Annotated in this window: 18 protein-coding genes; 5 read left to right on the plus strand and 13 right to left on the minus strand. The window is 65.0% G+C overall.

Going from position 1 to position 16291, the window contains the following annotated elements; all coding sequences use genetic code 11:
* Nucleotides 1-16 precede the first annotated feature (16 nt).
* Nucleotides 17-670 carry a Vgb family protein gene (locus NKH91_RS23590; RefSeq protein ID WP_023722289.1) on the minus strand — a complete coding sequence of 218 codons (654 nt, stop codon included), beginning with the start codon at nt 668-670 and terminating at the stop codon, nt 17-19.
* A 9-nt stretch (nt 671-679) separates the two neighbouring features.
* Nucleotides 680-1972: an ATP-binding protein gene (locus tag NKH91_RS23595; protein ID WP_352951008.1), complete on the minus strand. Its 1293-nt coding sequence runs from the start codon at nt 1970-1972 to the stop codon at nt 680-682.
* A 175-nt stretch (nt 1973-2147) separates the two neighbouring features.
* On the opposite strand from NKH91_RS23595, the gene NKH91_RS23600 reads away from it, so the two are divergent.
* Entirely contained in the window at nt 2148-2948 is an 801-nt protein-coding gene (locus NKH91_RS23600; protein ID WP_352483545.1) for an SDR family NAD(P)-dependent oxidoreductase, read from the plus strand.
* Between the two features lie 142 nt (nt 2949-3090).
* Here the strand turns inward: NKH91_RS23600 and NKH91_RS23605 are convergent, their stop codons facing one another.
* From NKH91_RS23605 to NKH91_RS23620, 4 genes are read right to left on the minus strand one after another with little or no spacing between them, the layout of a single operon-like run.
* Entirely contained in the window at nt 3091-3516 is a 426-nt protein-coding gene (locus NKH91_RS23605; protein ID WP_352483544.1) for a DUF1178 family protein, read from the minus strand.
* Nucleotides 3513-4379: a carbon-nitrogen hydrolase family protein gene (locus NKH91_RS23610; RefSeq protein ID WP_352483543.1), complete on the minus strand. Its 867-nt coding sequence runs from the start codon at nt 4377-4379 to the stop codon at nt 3513-3515. The genes NKH91_RS23605 and NKH91_RS23610 overlap by 4 nt, the downstream gene beginning before the upstream one ends.
* A gap of 10 nt (nt 4380-4389) precedes the next feature.
* Nucleotides 4390-4659, minus strand: coding sequence for a glutaredoxin 3 (gene grxC, locus NKH91_RS23615; RefSeq protein WP_352847636.1), 270 nt, complete (start codon nt 4657-4659; stop codon nt 4390-4392).
* Between the two features lie 37 nt (nt 4660-4696).
* Nucleotides 4697-5497: a ComF family protein gene (locus NKH91_RS23620; RefSeq protein ID WP_352847635.1), complete on the minus strand. Its 801-nt coding sequence runs from the start codon at nt 5495-5497 to the stop codon at nt 4697-4699.
* Between the two features lie 54 nt (nt 5498-5551).
* On the opposite strand from NKH91_RS23620, the gene NKH91_RS23625 reads away from it, so the two are divergent.
* Nucleotides 5552-6424 (plus strand): methyltransferase domain-containing protein, encoded by an 873-nt coding sequence (locus NKH91_RS23625; RefSeq protein ID WP_352847634.1) that lies wholly within the window; start codon nt 5552-5554, stop codon nt 6422-6424.
* A gap of 51 nt (nt 6425-6475) precedes the next feature.
* On the opposite strand, the gene NKH91_RS23630 is transcribed toward NKH91_RS23625, so the two are convergent.
* From NKH91_RS23630 to argJ, 5 genes are all read right to left on the minus strand, one after another.
* Nucleotides 6476-6655 carry a Flp family type IVb pilin gene (locus tag NKH91_RS23630; protein WP_023721039.1) on the minus strand — a complete coding sequence of 60 codons (180 nt, stop codon included), beginning with the start codon at nt 6653-6655 and terminating at the stop codon, nt 6476-6478.
* 214 nt (nt 6656-6869) lie between these two features.
* A complete protein-coding gene (locus NKH91_RS23635; protein ID WP_023721040.1) occupies nt 6870-7175 on the minus strand; it encodes a hypothetical protein in 306 nt (101 codons plus the stop codon).
* A 127-nt stretch (nt 7176-7302) separates the two neighbouring features.
* Nucleotides 7303-7725 carry a (deoxy)nucleoside triphosphate pyrophosphohydrolase gene (locus NKH91_RS23640; protein WP_352847632.1) on the minus strand — a complete coding sequence of 141 codons (423 nt, stop codon included), beginning with the start codon at nt 7723-7725 and terminating at the stop codon, nt 7303-7305.
* Complete coding sequence (locus tag NKH91_RS23645; RefSeq protein WP_352847630.1) at nt 7722-8501, minus strand: GNAT family N-acetyltransferase; 780 nt, start codon at nt 8499-8501, stop codon at nt 7722-7724. The genes NKH91_RS23640 and NKH91_RS23645 overlap by 4 nt, the downstream gene beginning before the upstream one ends.
* A complete protein-coding gene (gene argJ, locus NKH91_RS23650) occupies nt 8501-9742 on the minus strand; it encodes a bifunctional glutamate N-acetyltransferase/amino-acid acetyltransferase ArgJ (protein ID WP_352847627.1) in 1242 nt (413 codons plus the stop codon). Before argJ ends, NKH91_RS23645 begins: the two co-directional genes overlap by 1 nt.
* A gap of 181 nt (nt 9743-9923) precedes the next feature.
* On the opposite strand from argJ, the gene NKH91_RS23655 reads away from it, so the two are divergent.
* Entirely contained in the window at nt 9924-11150 is a 1227-nt protein-coding gene (locus tag NKH91_RS23655) for a caspase family protein (protein ID WP_352847624.1), read from the plus strand.
* A 3-nt stretch (nt 11151-11153) separates the two neighbouring features.
* Here NKH91_RS23655 and NKH91_RS23660 read toward each other — a convergent pair whose 3' ends face one another.
* Nucleotides 11154-11390: a putative antibiotic biosynthesis monooxygenase gene (locus NKH91_RS23660; protein ID WP_352847622.1), complete on the minus strand. Its 237-nt coding sequence runs from the start codon at nt 11388-11390 to the stop codon at nt 11154-11156.
* Between the two features lie 110 nt (nt 11391-11500).
* On the opposite strand from NKH91_RS23660, the gene NKH91_RS23665 reads away from it, so the two are divergent.
* The gene (locus NKH91_RS23665; protein WP_352847650.1) at nt 11501-12157 is read left to right on the plus strand and encodes a TetR/AcrR family transcriptional regulator; all 657 of its coding nucleotides are present in this window, start codon (nt 11501-11503) and stop codon (nt 12155-12157) included.
* 43 nt (nt 12158-12200) lie between these two features.
* Here the strand turns inward: NKH91_RS23665 and NKH91_RS23670 are convergent, their stop codons facing one another.
* Nucleotides 12201-13118 carry a peptidylprolyl isomerase gene (locus NKH91_RS23670; protein WP_023721047.1) on the minus strand — a complete coding sequence of 306 codons (918 nt, stop codon included), beginning with the start codon at nt 13116-13118 and terminating at the stop codon, nt 12201-12203.
* 252 nt (nt 13119-13370) lie between these two features.
* Between NKH91_RS23670 and secA the strand changes: the two genes are divergently transcribed.
* Entirely contained in the window at nt 13371-16103 is a 2733-nt protein-coding gene (secA, locus tag NKH91_RS23675) for a preprotein translocase subunit SecA (protein WP_352847619.1), read from the plus strand.
* The last annotated feature ends 188 nt before the right edge of the window (nt 16104-16291 follow it).

Below are 16291 nucleotides of genomic sequence, written 5' to 3' on the forward strand. Positions count from 1 at the left end.
CGAGAAGGTGGAAAACTCAAATCCTGGCCGCGGAGCCTCGTTTGGGCCGGCGGACAGCTCTGATCTTGCCGCTGTTTCCGCCGCCACAGAAAAACTGGTCACCGCCATCGGATTCGAGCCCCGACACGCCTGTTCCTGGCGGCATATCGAGCTTCTCCAGGACCTTTCCCGTTTCAGGATCGATCCGCCGGACATCGCTCTCCTCACCCTCCCAGGTGCCATGCCACAGCTCGCCATCGACCCAGCTGACCCCGGTGACGACGCGGTTGGAAACGATGGTGCGAAGGATTGCCCCTGTCTCGGGATCGACCTGATGGATCTTTCGGCCCCGATGCTGCCCGACCCAGAGCGTTCCTTCGGCCCAGGCGAGCCCGGAATCACCGCCATTGCCGGGCGCCGGGATCGACGCCAGCACCTGGCCATTCTTCGGATCGATCTTGTGGATGCGATCCTCGGCGATCTGATAGAGGTGCTGGCCGTCGAAGGCCGTGCCGGCGTGTGCCGCGACATCGATCGAGCGCACCACTTTGCCGCTCGCCGGATCGAAGGCGTTCAACCTGTCACCTGACGCAAACCAGACATGCTCACCGTCGAAGGTAACGCCGTCGACGTGGTCGACACCCGGAAAGGGTCCATATTCACGGAGGATTTCGGCTGAGGATCGTTTCATAATACCACCCTAGTAGCCCGGCAGCGGGCCGGGGAGTAACAAGATTGTCGGGAAACCCGGCACCGGCGGGGTCATCCAGCGACGCGCCCGCCCGCGGCCGAACGACTGCACCTTGCCTGACTGGGCGAGTTGCTCGAGCGCCCGCTGCACGGTACGCGAACTGGCTCCAAGCGCAATCGCCAAGGCCGAGCTCGACCACGACTCGCCGTCGGCGAGGAAGGCGAGCACCGCGGCATGATCGTCCTCGACGGGCGGCGCCAGCACGACGACCTCGCCGGCGCGGCGCGGCGCCAGGGCAAAGCCCCGCTTCGTCGCGCTCACATCGGCCAAGCTCCGAAGCTCCGCGCGAAGCCGCCCGATTTCGACCCGTAACCGCGCGCGATGTGATTCGTCCGCGTCCTTTCCCCGGAAAGCGCGCGCAATAAGCGTCGATCTTGCCACGTCCCCCGGCCAGGCTTCGGCCAGCGCGCGGGCAACAGCGAACAGCACCGGGCGGGTCGCCAGCGAGACGACGGTGTCTGCGACCCGCACGACATTGCGGCATGCATCCACCACGAGCGCCCCCGACGCCAGGAGCGCTTCGACTTCGTCGAGCAGAAGGGGCCGTTCCTCGCCACGGGCGACAAGGCGTGCCGCCGGCGTCTCCAGCACCAGCGATGCGCTCTCCACCTCTGCGGTCAGCGCGGGGATGCCGGCCGCGGGGGGCCGCCCCGCCCCCCGCCGGCGCGGGGGCCCGGGCGGGCCCCGCCGCGCCCGCGGCCCGGGGGGGGAGGGGGCCGCGCGACAGCGGGGGGCGCGGCGGCCGCGCCCAGGACCGGTCCGCAAGCGGCGGATGGCGATGCCGGCGACAGCCAGCTCGTGGGCGGCCCGCGATGCCGGCGGCAGCGGCGAGGGATCGAAGCCGTCCAGCCTGCGCTCGGCTTCGTCTAGATGACCAATCAGCAGCAGGCGCCGAACTTCGAGGTTGCGCGCATGCGCGGCGTTGACGCGGTCGCCATGCTTTTCAAGCGTCGCCCGCGCGGTGTCGAGTGCCTTGGCCGGCCAGGCGAGGTCGCGCGAGACGAGCGCGATCTCGGCCTCGGCGACGATACACCTCGCGCGGGCCACGGCCTCCCTCGGGCTGAATGCGTGCGCCGCCCTCTTGAGAAGAACCTTCGCCCTATTCAGGTCGCCAAGCTGCGCCATCGCGATACCGCGCAACGCAAGGGCCGGCGCATCGTCGCGCAGCGCAACCCGTTTCAAGGCGCCGAGCGGATCGCCCGCCGCGAGCGCATGCGCCGCGGCCGTGATCAGCGAGTCCATCGGAATCCCGTCACACTTGTCACTCCCATGGCTTCGACATCCGGCGCTAAGTCCATCTCACCAACCAGTCGTATCGAGAATGGCGACTGTAGCCAACCTGAGTTGCGGCGCGCCTGAGTTGCGGCGCGATTGTGCACTGAGCTCGAACACAACGATAAGCACTAGGAGAGACGCAATGAAGATCGAAGGCACAACTATCCTGGTGACTGGAGCCAATCGGGGCATCGGTCGGGCACTGGTCGAGGAAGCCCTGAGCAGAGGCGTAAAGCGCGTCTATGCCGCAACCCGCCAAGCCATGGCTCACCCGGACCGGCGTGTGACGTCCCTGACCATGGATGTAACGAACGCTGCGCAGATCCGGGAGGCCGTCGAGAAAATCGATGCTCTCGATATCCTCATCAACAATGCCGGCGTATCGCCCTTCGACGACCTCAGCGACCGTCGCGTGCTCGAACAACAGCTCGCCGTAAACCTCTTCGGCGCGTATGACGTGACCCAGGCTCTGCTGCCGTTGCTGGCCCGGTCGCGGGGAGCCATCGTCAACATTCTGTCGCTGGCCTCTATTGCTGCCGTGCCGTTCAGTCCGGCTTACTCGATCTCGAAGGCGGCCTCGTTCTCACTGTCACAGTCGTTGCGCACCCTCTTGGCCGGACGGGGTGTCAGCGTCCACAGGGTCCTTCCCGGCCCCGTGGACACGGACATGACACGGGGCCTGGACATCCCGAAGGCCTCTCCGGAGTCTGTTGCGCGAGCGATCCTGGACGGCGTGGAGAACGGCGAGGAGGAAATCTTCCCCGATCCCATGTCGGAATCCGTGGCGGAGGGTTGGCGCAGCAGTGCGGTCAAGGCGCTTGAACGCCAGTTTGCAGGCTATGCGGAAGCAAGCCCGTCAAGTGAAGCAAGCCCGTCAAGCAGTGGGCACGAAAGAAGCAGCGAAACGACTACCCGAGAAGCCCATCCTTGCTGCTCGGCATGAAACTGCAGACGCCTGTGCAGGGGGCGGCAGCACCGCCGCCCTCGACGCCGGCGGTCGGCTGTCGCTGGCGACGGCGCCGACCTTCACGGTCATGGCGCGGCCTGGCGGAGATGCCTCGTTATGTCCCGGGCAAGTTGACGGATCAGTTGCGGTCGTCCGGGAAGCTGGGAATAGGCAAGAACTCGACGCCGTCGTCGGCGAGGCTCTTGGCCTCCTCCAGCGTCGCCTCGCCATAGATGCCGCGCGGATCGCTCTCGCCGAAATGGATTTTGCGCGCTTCCTCGGCAAACTTGTCGCCGACATAATCGGCGTTCTCGCGCACCTTCTCGGCCATGGCCTTCAATTGCGCCAGCGCCTGCTTCTGGGCCTCGCCCATGGCGAGCGCAATCTTTTCCTGGTTGCGCCCGGTCGAGACCGCGGGCGCCATCAGCGCCTTGTCGACCTTACGCGAGCCGCAGGCCGGGCAATCGACGAAACCGCGCTTCTTCTGTGTGTCGAAATCGTCGTTGCTGCGGAACCATGCCTCGAATTCGTGCTCGTGCTCGCAGGTCAGGGAAAAGCGGATCAAGAGGCGGCACCCCTGAGCGGCAGCGCGTCCACCGGACCGGCGTTGACGGCAAAATCGCGTGCGTTCTTGAGGTTCGGTATCTTCTTGCGCGCTGCGACCGACTGCGCCGGGTCGATTTCGGCGACGATCACCGCCGGCTCGTCATGCGCTGCTTCGGCGATGATGCGGCCCCAGGGATCGACGATCAGCGAATGGCCATAGGTTTCGCGACCGTCTTCGTGCACTCCGCCTTGCGCGGCGGCGACGACATAGGCGCCGTTCTCGATGGCGCGCGCCCTGAGCAGCACATGCCAATGCGCTTCGCCGGTCTGGCGGGTGAAGGCGGCGGGCACCGCAAGCAGATCGGCGCCGGCCAGCGCCTCGGCGCGGAACAGCTGCGGGAAGCGCAGATCGTAGCAGACGGCAAAGCCCAGCTTCGCGCCATCGATTTCGGTGACGACAGCCTCCGTGCCCGGCTCATAAGCGGCGGATTCGCGCCAGCTCTCGCCATTGTCGAGATCGACGTCGAACATGTGGATCTTGTCATAGGTGGCAATCGTGGCGCCGTCAGGCCCGAACAGAAGTGCGCGGTTGGCGAGCTTGCCGTCGGCGCGCAGAATGGCGGTCGAGCCGATATGCAGGAAGATGCCGAGTTCGTTGGCCAGCTTCCGCGACGTCGAGACGATGATGTCTTTGTCTTCGGAGGTGAACGAAGCGGCCCGGGCTTGGCTGTCGCGGATCAGCGCGCCGGTCATTTCCGGGGTCTGGATGTAGCTCGCGCCCAGGCCTGCCGCCTCGCGCACCAGCCGTTCCAGATCGACCGCATTGCGCTCCGGGCTGGTTCCCGAACGCATCTGGATCGCCGCCGCCTTGAAACCAGTCATCGTCATGTCCTTACCTGGCCGAGCCGTTGGCGAGCAATCTGTCCAGCCGTCCTTCCGCCTCCAATTCGTGGAGATCGTCGGAGCCGCCGACATGCGTGTCGCCGATGAATATCTGCGGAAAGGTGGAACGGCCGTGAGCCCGGGAGATCATCTCCTGGCGCAGCTCCGGCGAGAAGGAGGCGTCGTGCTCGGTGTAGGCGACACCCTTCCTGTCGAGCAGCCGCTTGGCCGCAGTGCAATAGCCGCACATCATCCGCGTGTAGATCGTCACATCGCCCATCGGTCAGCAACCCTGCCTCGTTCCGCTGTCATATAGGCTATATAGGCGCCGATTCGTCGGCCCGAAAGTCCCCCGGCAGCACGCGCGCGAAGGTCAGTACGTCGACTGCGCCGGCACCGCCCTTTTTTAACGCCCTGGCGACCGCACGGACCGTGGCGCCGGTGGTGTAGACATCGTCGATCAACAGCACCCGGCGGCCGGCGATTTCGATCTCCGCTTCATCAGGCACTGTGAATGCGGCGCGCACATTTTCCTCGCGTTCCCGCCGCTCCAGCCCGACCTGCTGGCGCGTGAGTTTGACGCGCTTGATGGCTGATGGCGCGAAGGGCCGATCGCCGAGCTGCGCCACCGCCCGCGCCAGTTCCGCCGACTGGTTGAACTGCCGCCTGAAGAAGCGCCGCCAGTGCAGCGGCACCGGCACGACCACGTCGGCCTCGGCGATGAGCTCGGCACCGGCGCGAAGCATCCAGCGCGCCATCCACGGCGCCAGATCGGTGCGGTCCTGATATTTCAGCCCTTGCACCATCTGGCGGGCAACGCCGGAATAGGCAACCGCCGCCCGCGCGCGCTCGAATGGCGGCGGGTCGGCTATCGCCTCCGCCGACAGGAACCCCTCACCCATATTGTGGGTGAACGGCGTGCCCATCACCGGGCACCATGGCCGTTCCAGCAGCCTGAGTTTCGGCCAGCAGGCGCCGCACAACACGCCGGGTTGCGAGACATGGCGGCGGCAGCCGGCGCAGACCGGCGGGAACAACAGCCGCGCCGGCCAGCCCAATGCCTTGCGGGCAATGCTCTTGATCGCAATACGCTTGATCTCTGGCATGGGATCGGCCACGTGGTTGGTCCTCCGCATCACTATATCAGAGAGCGAAGCACAAGGACCTGCCCATTGCAGCCCGTAATCGACACCTCGCTCTGGCTGGCGCGCAAGCGCCGGGCACTGGCCCGCCCTATCGCCGGGGCGGATTTCCTCATGCGACGGGCGGCCGAGGATCTTGCCGACCGGCTCGGCGCCGTCGAACGCAAGTTCGGCAAGGCGACCTCATTGTTTTGCCAGACGCCGGCAGCAGCAGAGGTGCTCGCAGAAAGCGGCAAGGTAGCGGAAAACGTATGCGTCGAGGCCGACGCCGCTTTCCTCGACGGCCGGCCAGGAGTGGTGGCGCCGTTGGAAACCGTGCCATTCGAGCCGGAAAGCCTCGATCTCGCTGTCTCGCTGCTGTCGCTGCAGGCGATGAACGACATTCCCGGCATGCTGGTGCAGATCCGCCGGGCGCTAAAGCCGGACGGGCTTTTCCTCGGCGCCTTCGCCGGCATAGGCACGCTCTCCGAACTGCGCGAAAGCCTGCTTGCCGCCGAGACCGAGCTCTACGGCGGCGCCAGCCCGCGTGTGATCCCGTTCACCGATGTCCGCGACGCCGGCGTGCTGCTGCAGCGCGCCGGCTTGGCGCTGCCGGTTGCCGACGTCGAGACGATTACGGTGCGCTACGATTCCCTCTTTGGCCTGGTCGCCGACCTGCGCGCAATGGGCGAGACCAGCGCGCTTGTCGACCGCAGCAGACGGCCGGGCACCCGAGCGCTGTTCGCGCGCGCCGCCGAAATCTATGCGGAGCGGTTTTCGGACGCCGATGGCCGCGTCAGGGCGAGTTTCTCCGTGGTCTGGATGTCAGGCTGGGCGCCCGATGCCTCTCAGCAAAAACCGCTGAAGCCGGGCTCCGCAAAAATATCGCTGAAGACGATCCTGGAAAACCCCGGCGGCCCCTGAGCATATCCCTGCGCAAAAGCTAGGCGTAGCCCTGCGCAACAGCCGAGCGAATCACTGCGCAAATGCGTTGGCAAGCCTGCTGCTGTTGTCGCTGAACAGCCACTCGATCGCACCGGCAGCCTGGCCGATGCCTGTGACAATGGCAAGCGACAGCACGGCCACGATCAAACCATATTCGATAGCCGTCGCACCCCTCTCGTCTTCTAAAAATCGTTGCAGCAAGATTTTCATGGGCGCCCATCCCTCTTGCCGGAACCTAGCGCCGACCCGTTAAGAAAGGTTAACGTGACAGGCTTAACGCGCGGTGAAACAGCTGCATTCCAATGCATGTCGCGCAAAAGTGTGCAGCGGTTTTGCGATAGCGACATGCATCGAAACAAGAACATAAAGCGCGTCGCATGAGGCCGGTCGAACGCGACGCGCTTTCAGATATCTGTTGAGGACGTCAGCAGTCACCGCTGCTTCTGCCATCGGCCCGAATGACGCAAACCGAACTGGGCAGCGGCTGCAGCACGCTCTTGCGCAGCGTATAGCTGTCGCGCTGGCCGATCGAGCCGGTGCTCATTGTATCAAGCCCATCGCGGGCAAACTGCGATCGGGTCCGGCTGTCGAGGTAGGGTGTCGCGATCAAGGCCAGAGCCACCGCGGCCGAGCCGAACAAAAGGGCGATGCGCAATATTCCCATGCCAGCATTGGCGGCGCCAGGAAGGCGATCGGGCCAAGGCAAGTCCCAGTCCTTGTCGAAGCTCATGCAAATCGCTCCCCAGCGGTGGAATCGGCGTAACCGCTTTGCGTCAATTTTTCACGGCCAGATAAATCTTTCATTAACGCTGCTGATATCGCTTCGCGGAGCTGCCCGGTTTACGGGAGATCGGCCGTTACAGCAGATCGATGAGGAACTGGATCAGCGGGGCATCGGCCGGCGGCATTGGAAAATCGCGCATCTGGCGCGGCCGCGCCCATTTCAGCACCTGACCTTCCCTGGGCTGGGCAATGCCGCGGAATCGACGGCAGACGAACAGCGGCATCAGCAGGTGAAAATCTTCATAGGAATGGCTGGCGAAGGTGAGTGGTGCCAGGCAAGGGATATCGGTCTCGATGCCGATCTCCTCATACAGTTCGCGGATCAGGCATTGTTCCGGCGTTTCGCCGGGCTCGACCTTGCCGCCCGGAAACTCCCATAGGCCGGCGAGTTGCTTGCCTTCGGGCCGCTGCGCCAAAAGCACGCGCCCGTCGGCATCGACTAGCGCGCAGGCCGCAACCAGGAGCAGGCGCTTGCCGACCGTGTCTGAGCCGCTCATGCGCCTTGTGGCCGGCGATAGTGATAGCGATAGACTTCGTCGAATCCGAGCGAACGGTAAAGCGCCAGCGCCGGCGCGTTGTCCGCCTCGACTTGCAGCCAGGCTTCCCGCGCCCCGCGCAGTCGCGCCCATTTCAGCGCCGATCGGATGAGGTGGCGGCCATGGCCCTGGTTGCGCACCGATCTGTCGGTGGCGATCTCGAACAGCCCGGCAAGGTCGCCGTCATGCACGCAGATCAACGTTGCCAGCGGCTCGCTGCCGTTCTCCAGCGCAAACAGCCCGGCCTCCGGCTGGATGGCGCCAATGATCTCCGACAGGCCGGGCCGCAGCGACACATCCGAGCCGCTCACCTTGAGCGCCGCGCCGATGAAACGGCTGATGTCCTTCAACGGAATCTGGTCCATGGCGTCGTCGAGCATAGCGTCCGCCAGCGCCAGCCGCATGACCAGCGACTCCGCGAATGTGCTCCAGCCCTCGCTGTCGAGGTACTTTGAGAGATCCGGCCCCGACAGCGGCGAGATGCGAAAGGTCAGCGGCCTGCCATAGGCGTCGAAGCGACGGCTGGCGCGGCCGATGCGCTCGGCAATGTGCTGAATGTCGCCCGGATCGAGCGGATTGACCGAATTCAGCCGCTTGGCCGGGTGGCCAGCCGTCAGCCGCACCACCCAGGTGCCATCATAATGGACGGCGGCCGCCGGCCAGGCGCGAAAGCCGGCCGCCTCGTAGCGGCGCACGATCGCCAACACGCTTGCCGGATGTCTGGAGGCCAATGTCATCAGCTCCGATAATCGCCATTGATGGCGACATATTCCTTGGTGAGATCGCAGGTCCACACCGTCGCCTTGCCGCGGCCGATGCCGATATCGGCGCGGATGCGGATCTCGTCGCGCTTCATATACGCCGAAGTCGCCGCTTCGGAATAGGCGGCGTCGCGCTCGCCCTGAAATGCCAGGCGGTTGTCGCCGAACCAGATCGACAGAAGGTCGCGGTCGGCCGGTTCGCCGGCCTTGCCGACGGCCATGACGACACGGCCCCAATTGGCGTCCTCGCCGGCGACTGCCGTCTTGACCAGCGGCGAATTGGCGATCGACAGCGCAATGCGCTTGGCCGAGCGGGCCGATTTGGCCCCGGTGACGGTGACCTCGACCTGCTTGCGGGCGCCCTCGCCGTCGCGCACCACCTGCAGCGCCAGCGATTTCAGCACCTTGCCGAGGGCACGGCGGAACGCGCCGAGGCGCGCATCCTTGGGGTCGGAAATTGCCGGCGCGCCACGCCTGGCGGCAGCACCTGTGGCGAACATCAGCAGCGTGTCGCTGGTCGAGGTGTCGCTGTCGACGGTGACCGCGTTGAAGGTCTTGGCCGTGCCGCGCGACAACAGATCCTGCAGCACCGGTGCTGCGATCGGCGCATCGGTGGCGATGAAGGAAAGCATCGTCGCCATGTCGGGCGCGATCATCCCCGCGCCCTTGGCGATGCCGTTGATGGTGACGTCGGCATTGCCGAGCTTGACCGTCGCGGTCGCCAGTTTGGGATAGGTGTCGGTGGTCATGATTGCCTTGGCGGCTTCGGTCCATAATTCCGGCTTGCCGTCCTTGATCAGCCCGGCCAGCAGGTGGCTGAACTTACCAGTATCGAGCGGTTCGCCGATGACGCCGGTCGAGGCCAGGAACACCTCGCCCGCTGTGCAGCCGGCCGCCTTAGCCGCCGTCTCGCCCGTGAGTGCCGTCGAGGCGCGGCCCTTCTGGCCGGTAAAGGCATTGGCATTGCCGGAATTGACGACCAGAACGCGCGCCTTGCCCGCCGTGAGGTTTTGCCGGCAGAAGTCGACCGGCGCCGACGGGCATTTCGACCTGGTAAACACGCCCGCGACGGTGGTTCCGGCGTCGAACACCATGGCCAGCAGGTCGGTGCGGTTCTTGTATTTTATGCCGGCCTCGGCGGTGGCGATGCGCACGCCCTCGATGGCCGGCATCTTGGCATATTTCTTCGGCGCGAGCGGCGAAACCTGTGCGGACATAGAAGACCCCGGGGCGGGAAAATCGCGAAAGGAACGCCGGTTTGCCCGATAGCGCGCGTCGGCGCAAGCCGTTTTCACAGCCGTTACGGGTGCCGGACGCCTGACACTGCCTCATGCCGCAAGCAGGGCTGTTGCAAATTTGTTGGCATCGCTGCGGCCGATAGCGCTATGATCCTGCCCTATGGGCAGGCTTGTGGTCTTGGCACTGGCGTTTCTGGGCTTTCTGCTGCTGCGCGCGGATGCGCAGACGGCGCGGCGCGTGGCGCTTGTGGTCGGCAACGGCAGCTACGCCGAAGCCGGCACGCTGGCCAATCCCGTCAACGATGCGCTCGACATTGCCGACAAGCTGCGCGCTATCGGTTTCGAGGTGATCGAAGGCAACGATCTCGGCAAGCGCGAGCTCGAACGCAAGATCGGCGAATTCTCCGATGCGCTGCAAGGCGCCGGTGCCGGGCTGTTCTACTATGCCGGCCATGGCCTGCAGGTCGACGGGCACAACTTCATCGTGCCGGTCGACGCCAGGCTGGACATGCCGGTCAAGCTGCAGCTCGAGGCGGTGCCGATCGACGAGGTCCTCGACATCATGGAGCAGCAGACCAAGGTCAGCCTGGTCTTCCTCGATGCCTGCCGCAACAACCCGTTTGCCCGAAGCCTCAGCCGCAGCGCCACGACGCGCTCGGCGACGGCTCTCGCCGGCCTCGCCCAGTTCGAGTCGACACGCGGCTCGTTCATCGCCTTCTCGACGGCGCCCGGCGCCGTCGCAATGGACGGGACGGAGCGCAACTCGCCCTTCGCCGCCGCACTTTTGCGGCATATGGCGGAACCCGGACAAAGCATCAACGACATGATGATCGCGGTGCGCCGCGATGTCGTTTCCGCAACGCGCGAGGCGCAGCGTCCCTGGGAGCAGGGATCGCTGCTCGAGCGTTTCGAATTCGTGCCGGGCGGAGACAGTGCCCAGCAACCGAAACCGGCCGTCACCCCGGCGCCCGCGTCTGAGGTCGCAGCGCTCGAACGCTCCGTCGGCGACAAGGGCGCCATCGAGCAGTTTCTGCGCCACGACTATCTGGCGCCTGATGCCAAGGCGATGCGCGAGACCGTCAAGCGGCTTTACGGTGCGTCGGCCACCATCTACGGCACGCGCTACGACAGCGAGGCCATCGTCAAGGTCAAGACCGACTGGTTCGCGCAATGGGCGTCGTGGTCGTTCGGTCTTGAGCCCGGCAGCCTTGAGGTGACGCCGCACGGCAAGGACCGCGCCGATGCGGTTTTCGCCATGACCTACGATTATCTGCCGAAGGACCACTCGGCGCAGCGGCTGACCGGCAAGGCACGGGTCATGCTGGAACTCGTGCTGGCCGACGGCGAGTGGCGCGTTGCGTCGGAAACGTCGCAGCCGCTGGAATGAACATCACCGGACCGCTGGGTTGATGAACCCGCGAAACGCCCGCTGCACGCCCGGAATCAGTCCCCAGATCATGATCGAGACCATCAGCGGCGCGATGACCAGTGTACGCTGCCAGATTTGCCACTCCTTGGTCAGCGGAAAAACCATGTACAAAATGGCAGTGATCACCGGGTAGACGCCGAGCAGCACCAGCAGGGCGAAGCGCAAGCGCGAAAAACGCGTGGCGACAGTCGAGGTCATTGCTGTTCTCCTTATCGTTACGGAACGTTCCGTTACATATGAACGGATCGTTTCGTTTCGTCAAGGGGCTGTGTATGATGGCTGCTGAGATCATCGGCAAGGAAGACGAGATGGGCGAAACCACCGATCCCGGGCGCAAGTCAGCCGGCGCACGGCGCAGCCCCGAAAGCGCCGATGCCATTCTCGACGCCGCCGAAGCGGTACTGGTCGAAGCCGGTTATTCCGGCTTCTCCATCGAGGCGGTGGCGCGGCGGGCGCGCGCCGGAAAACCGACGATCTATCGCTGGTGGCCAAGCAAGGCCGCTCTGCTGCTCGACGTCTACCAGCGGCAAAAGCGTGTCGACAATCCCGACACCGGGAACCTTGAGCAGGACCTCGTCGGCTTCCTGAAGAGCTTGTTTGCGCACTGGCGCGACACATCGTCGGGCAGCGTGTTCCGATCGCTGATTGCCGAGGCGCAGTCGGACGAAAAAGCGGCCGCCGCCCTTGCCGAATACGCAAGAGGGCGGCGCGTCCACACCGGCCAGATGGTCGAACGCGCCAAGGCAAGGGGAGAGGTGGCAGCCGACGTCGATGCCACTGTCGTCGCCGACCTGATCGCCTCGTACGCCTGGACGCATCTTCTGACGAACCGCCTCGACGAGGACGAAGCGACGCTGCACAGGGCGGTCAGCTATGTCTTGAAAGGCATCGTCGCTGACGATGCCGGCGATGCCACGGCGGTCCGGCGGCGGCGTCGACGCATCATCGTTCGCCCTACCAAATAGAAGCGACAGGGCGGCAGCGCGCCCTGTCGTAGCTCAATCTGGCCTATTTCGCGCTTTCCAGTGCGTCGACCGTCTTCTTCAGGTTGGCATCGGGGATGTCGACCTTGGCGTTGGCGCGCAGCGACTTGACCAGCGCGAAATACTTGTCGCGGATGACCGCCTGGCGGGCCTGGTCCTTGACCTCGTCGAAGGCCGGCGGCTGCTTGGTGCGCTTGTCCTCGACCTTGATGACGTGCCAGCCGAACTGCGACTGTACCGGCTGCTCGGTGTATTTGCCGACCGCCAGCGCAAACGCCGCCTTGTCGAATTCCGGCACCATCTGGCCAGGCCCGAACCAGCCGAGATCGCCGCCGCTGGTCTTGCCGCTCGGATCGCTGGTGTGCTCGTTGGCAAGCTTCTGGAAATCGGCACCGCCGTCGAGCTGCTTGATGATGGCGTCTGCCTCTTCCTTCGTCTTCACGAGGATGTGACGGGCGTGCACCTCGTTGGTGGGCGGCGTGTTGGCGATTTCCTGGTCGTAGCGGGCGCGGACCTCGGCATCGGTAACTTTGTTGACGACGCCCTTCTCGACCATTTCGCCATGCAGCGCGCGCTGCTGCAGGAATGCCATGCGGCGCTGGAAGTCGGGATCCTTGTCGAGGCCGGTGGTCACCGCCTGAGCCGCCATGACGCGGATTTCGATCGCCGCCGACAGCGCCGCGGCGCGGCGCTGCTCGGGCGGAAGCTGAGCGAACTGCTGCGACAGCTCGCCCTCGGCAAGCCCAAGGTCTGCCTCGGTCAGCGTCTGGCCATTGATGGTGGCGACCACGGCGTTCGGGTCGACCGGCTTGGCCGCCGGGGCGGGTGCCGCCGGCTGGGCAGGGGCGGCTTCCTGCGCCATCAACGGCGACAGCGAGAGGGCCGACAGCCCGAATGCCAGACCAAGGCTGGCGAGCGACGCGCGGCGGAACAATACAGACATTACGATTATCTCCAAAGCGGGGTAGCTAGAGCGGAATGGCTTCCAGACCAGCAGGATTGTGGCGGAATTTGGCGCGGTCGACAGGGCGAGCGCGGCGTTGACATCGAATGAGCCCCCTCTTATCTGTCCAACGACTTTGCGTCCAGAACCGTTTTCCGGGCGCTTTTTGCGTTTGTCCGCGTTCACGCGGATTTGATGGGGCCGGCCGGCGCCCGTCGCAATGACTTGGAATGCTATCGAAAGGGCCATTGGATGGTCAGTCTCGGCGGTCTCGCCCGTAAGGTTTTCGGCTCCTCCAACGATCGTCGGGTCAAATCGACCCGGCCGCGCGTCGAGGCGATCAATGCCATGGAAAACGAGATGCGGGCGCTTTCCGACGCCGAGCTTCAGGCCCGCACCGACAAATTCCGCCAAGACATCGCCAATGGCGCCAGCCTCGACGACCTCCTCGTGCCGGCCTTCGCTACCGTACGTGAGGCCGCCCGCCGCGTGCTCGGCATGCGGCCGTTCGACGTGCAGCTGATCGGCGGCATGGTGCTGCACAATGGCGGCATTGCCGAGATGCGCACTGGCGAAGGCAAGACGCTGGTGGCGACGCTGCCGGTCTACCTCAACGCGCTCGCCGGCAATGGCGTCCATGTCGTCACCGTCAACGATTACCTGGCCACGCGCGACTCCGAATGGATGGGCCGCGTCTACAAATTCCTCGGCCTCAAGGTCGGCGTCATCGTCCACGGCCTGTCCGACGAGGAGCGCCGCGTCGCCTACGCCGCCGACGTCACCTACGCCACAAACAACGAGCTCGGCTTCGACTATCTGCGCGACAACATGAAATACGAGCGCGCCCAGATGGTGCAGCGTGGTCACAGCTACGCCATCGTCGACGAAGTCGATTCCATCCTGGTCGACGAAGCCCGCACGCCGCTGATCATTTCCGGTCCGCTCGAGGACCGTTCGGAAATGTACAACACCATCGACACCTTCATCATCCAGCTGCAGCCGCAGGACTACGAGATCGACGAGAAGCAGAAGACCTCGATCTTCACCGAGGAAGGCACCGAGAAGCTGGAGAACATGCTGCGCGATGCCGGCCTGCTCAAGGGCGAGTCGCTCTACGACGTCGAGAACGTCGCCATCGTCCACCACGTCAACAACGCGCTGAAGGCGCACCGGCTGTTCCAGAGGGACAAGGACTATATTGTCCGCAACGGCGAGATCGTCATCATCGACGAGTTCACCGGCCGCATGATGCCCGGCCGCCGCTATTCGGAAGGCCTGCACCAGGCGCTCGAGGCCAAGGAGCATGTGGCGATCCAGCCGGAGAACCAGACGCTCGCCTCGGTCACCTTCCAGAACTATTTCCGCCTCTACAAGAAGCTCGCCGGCATGACCGGCACGGCGCTGACCGAGGCCGAGGAATTCGCCAACATCTACAATCTCGACGTCACCGAGATCCCGACCAACCTGCCGGTCATCCGCATTGACGAGGACGACGAGGTCTACCGGACGGTCGAGGAGAAATACAAGGCGATCGTCAAGGAGATCAAGGAAGCCCGCTCCAAGGGCCAGCCGACGCTGGTCGGCACGACTTCCATCGAGAAGTCCGAGCAACTGGCCGAACGCCTGCGCAAGGAAGGTTTCAAGGATTTCGAGGTGCTGAACGCCCGCCACCACGAGCGCGAAGCGGCGATCGTCGCCCAGGCGGGCAAGCCCGGCGCCATCACCATCGCCACCAACATGGCCGGCCGCGGCACCGACATCCAGCTCGGCGGCAATGCCGACATGCGCATTGCCGAGGAGCTTGGCGACATGCCGGCCGGCCCCGAGCGCGAGGCCAGGGAAAAGGAAATCCGCGACGACATCGCCCGGCTGAAGGAAAAGGCACTCGCCGCCGGCGGTCTTTATGTGCTCGCCACCGAACGCCATGAATCGCGCCGCATCGACAACCAGTTGCGCGGCCGCTCGGGCCGCCAGGGCGATCCCGGCCGCTCGAAATTCTTCCTGTCGCTGCAGGACGACCTGATGCGCATCTTCGGCTCCGAGCGCATGGACGGCATGCTGCAGAAACTCGGCCTCAAGGAAGACGAGGCAATCATCCATCCGTGGATCAACAAGGCGCTGGAAAAGGCGCAGAAGAAGGTCGAGGCGCGCAACTTCGACATCCGCAAGAACCTGTTGAAATATGACGACGTCTCGAACGACCAGCGCAAGGTGGTGTTCGAGCAGCGCATCGAGCTGATGGACGGCGAAGGCTTGTCCGAGACCATCACCGAGATGCGCGAAGGCGTCATCGAGGAGATCGTCGCCAAGAACATTCCCGAAAACGCCTATGCCGAGCAGTGGAACGTCGCCGGGCTCAAGGCCGAGATCGCCGAATTCCTCAACCTCGATTTGCCGGTCGAGGAATGGGTCAAGGAAGAAGGCATTGCCGAGGACGACATCCGCGAGCGCATCAGCCAGGCCGCCGACGCCGCCGCGAAAGAGCGCGCCGAGCGCTTCGGCCCCGACGTGATGAGCTATGTCGAGCGCTCCGTGGTGCTGCAGACGCTCGACCATCTGTGGCGCGAGCACATCGTCAATCTCGACCATCTGCGCTCCGTCGTCGGCTTCCGTGGCTATGCCCAGCGCGATCCGTTGCAGGAGTACAAGGGCGAGGCGTTCGAGCTGTTCCAGGCGATGCTCGGCAATCTGCGCCAGGCCGTCACGGCGCAGCTGATGCGCGTCGAGTTGGTCCGCCAGGCGGCGGACGCGCCGCCGCCCGAAGCCCCCGACATGTTCGGCAGCCATATCGACGGCAGCACCGGCGAGGACGATTTCGACGGCGGCGAGACGGCCGTGCTGGTCCGCCAGGAGACCAACGCCATCGTCGCCCCCGAAGACCGCGACCCGAAGAACCCGGCAACCTGGGGCAAGGTCGGCCGCAACGAGGCCTGCCCGTGCGGGTCGGGCAAGAAGTACAAACATTGTCATGGGGCGTTTGCGTAAGATGCGCCTTCCCTTCTCCCCGTCATACGGGGAGAAGGTGCCCTAAGGGCGGGCGGCGCCGGCCTTGGCGACTAGCCAATCTCCCCACCTGAGGGGGGGTGAGAAGCGGTCCGCGCAGCGGACGAAAAGCCAATTGCTTGGCTTTTCGAGCTTCGAACGCCGGCAGGCCAGAGCGGGGCGCGCTGTCC

The sequence above is a fragment of the Mesorhizobium sp. M0894 genome, assembly GCF_040319725.1.
GTDB lineage: Bacteria > Pseudomonadota > Alphaproteobacteria > Rhizobiales > Rhizobiaceae > Mesorhizobium.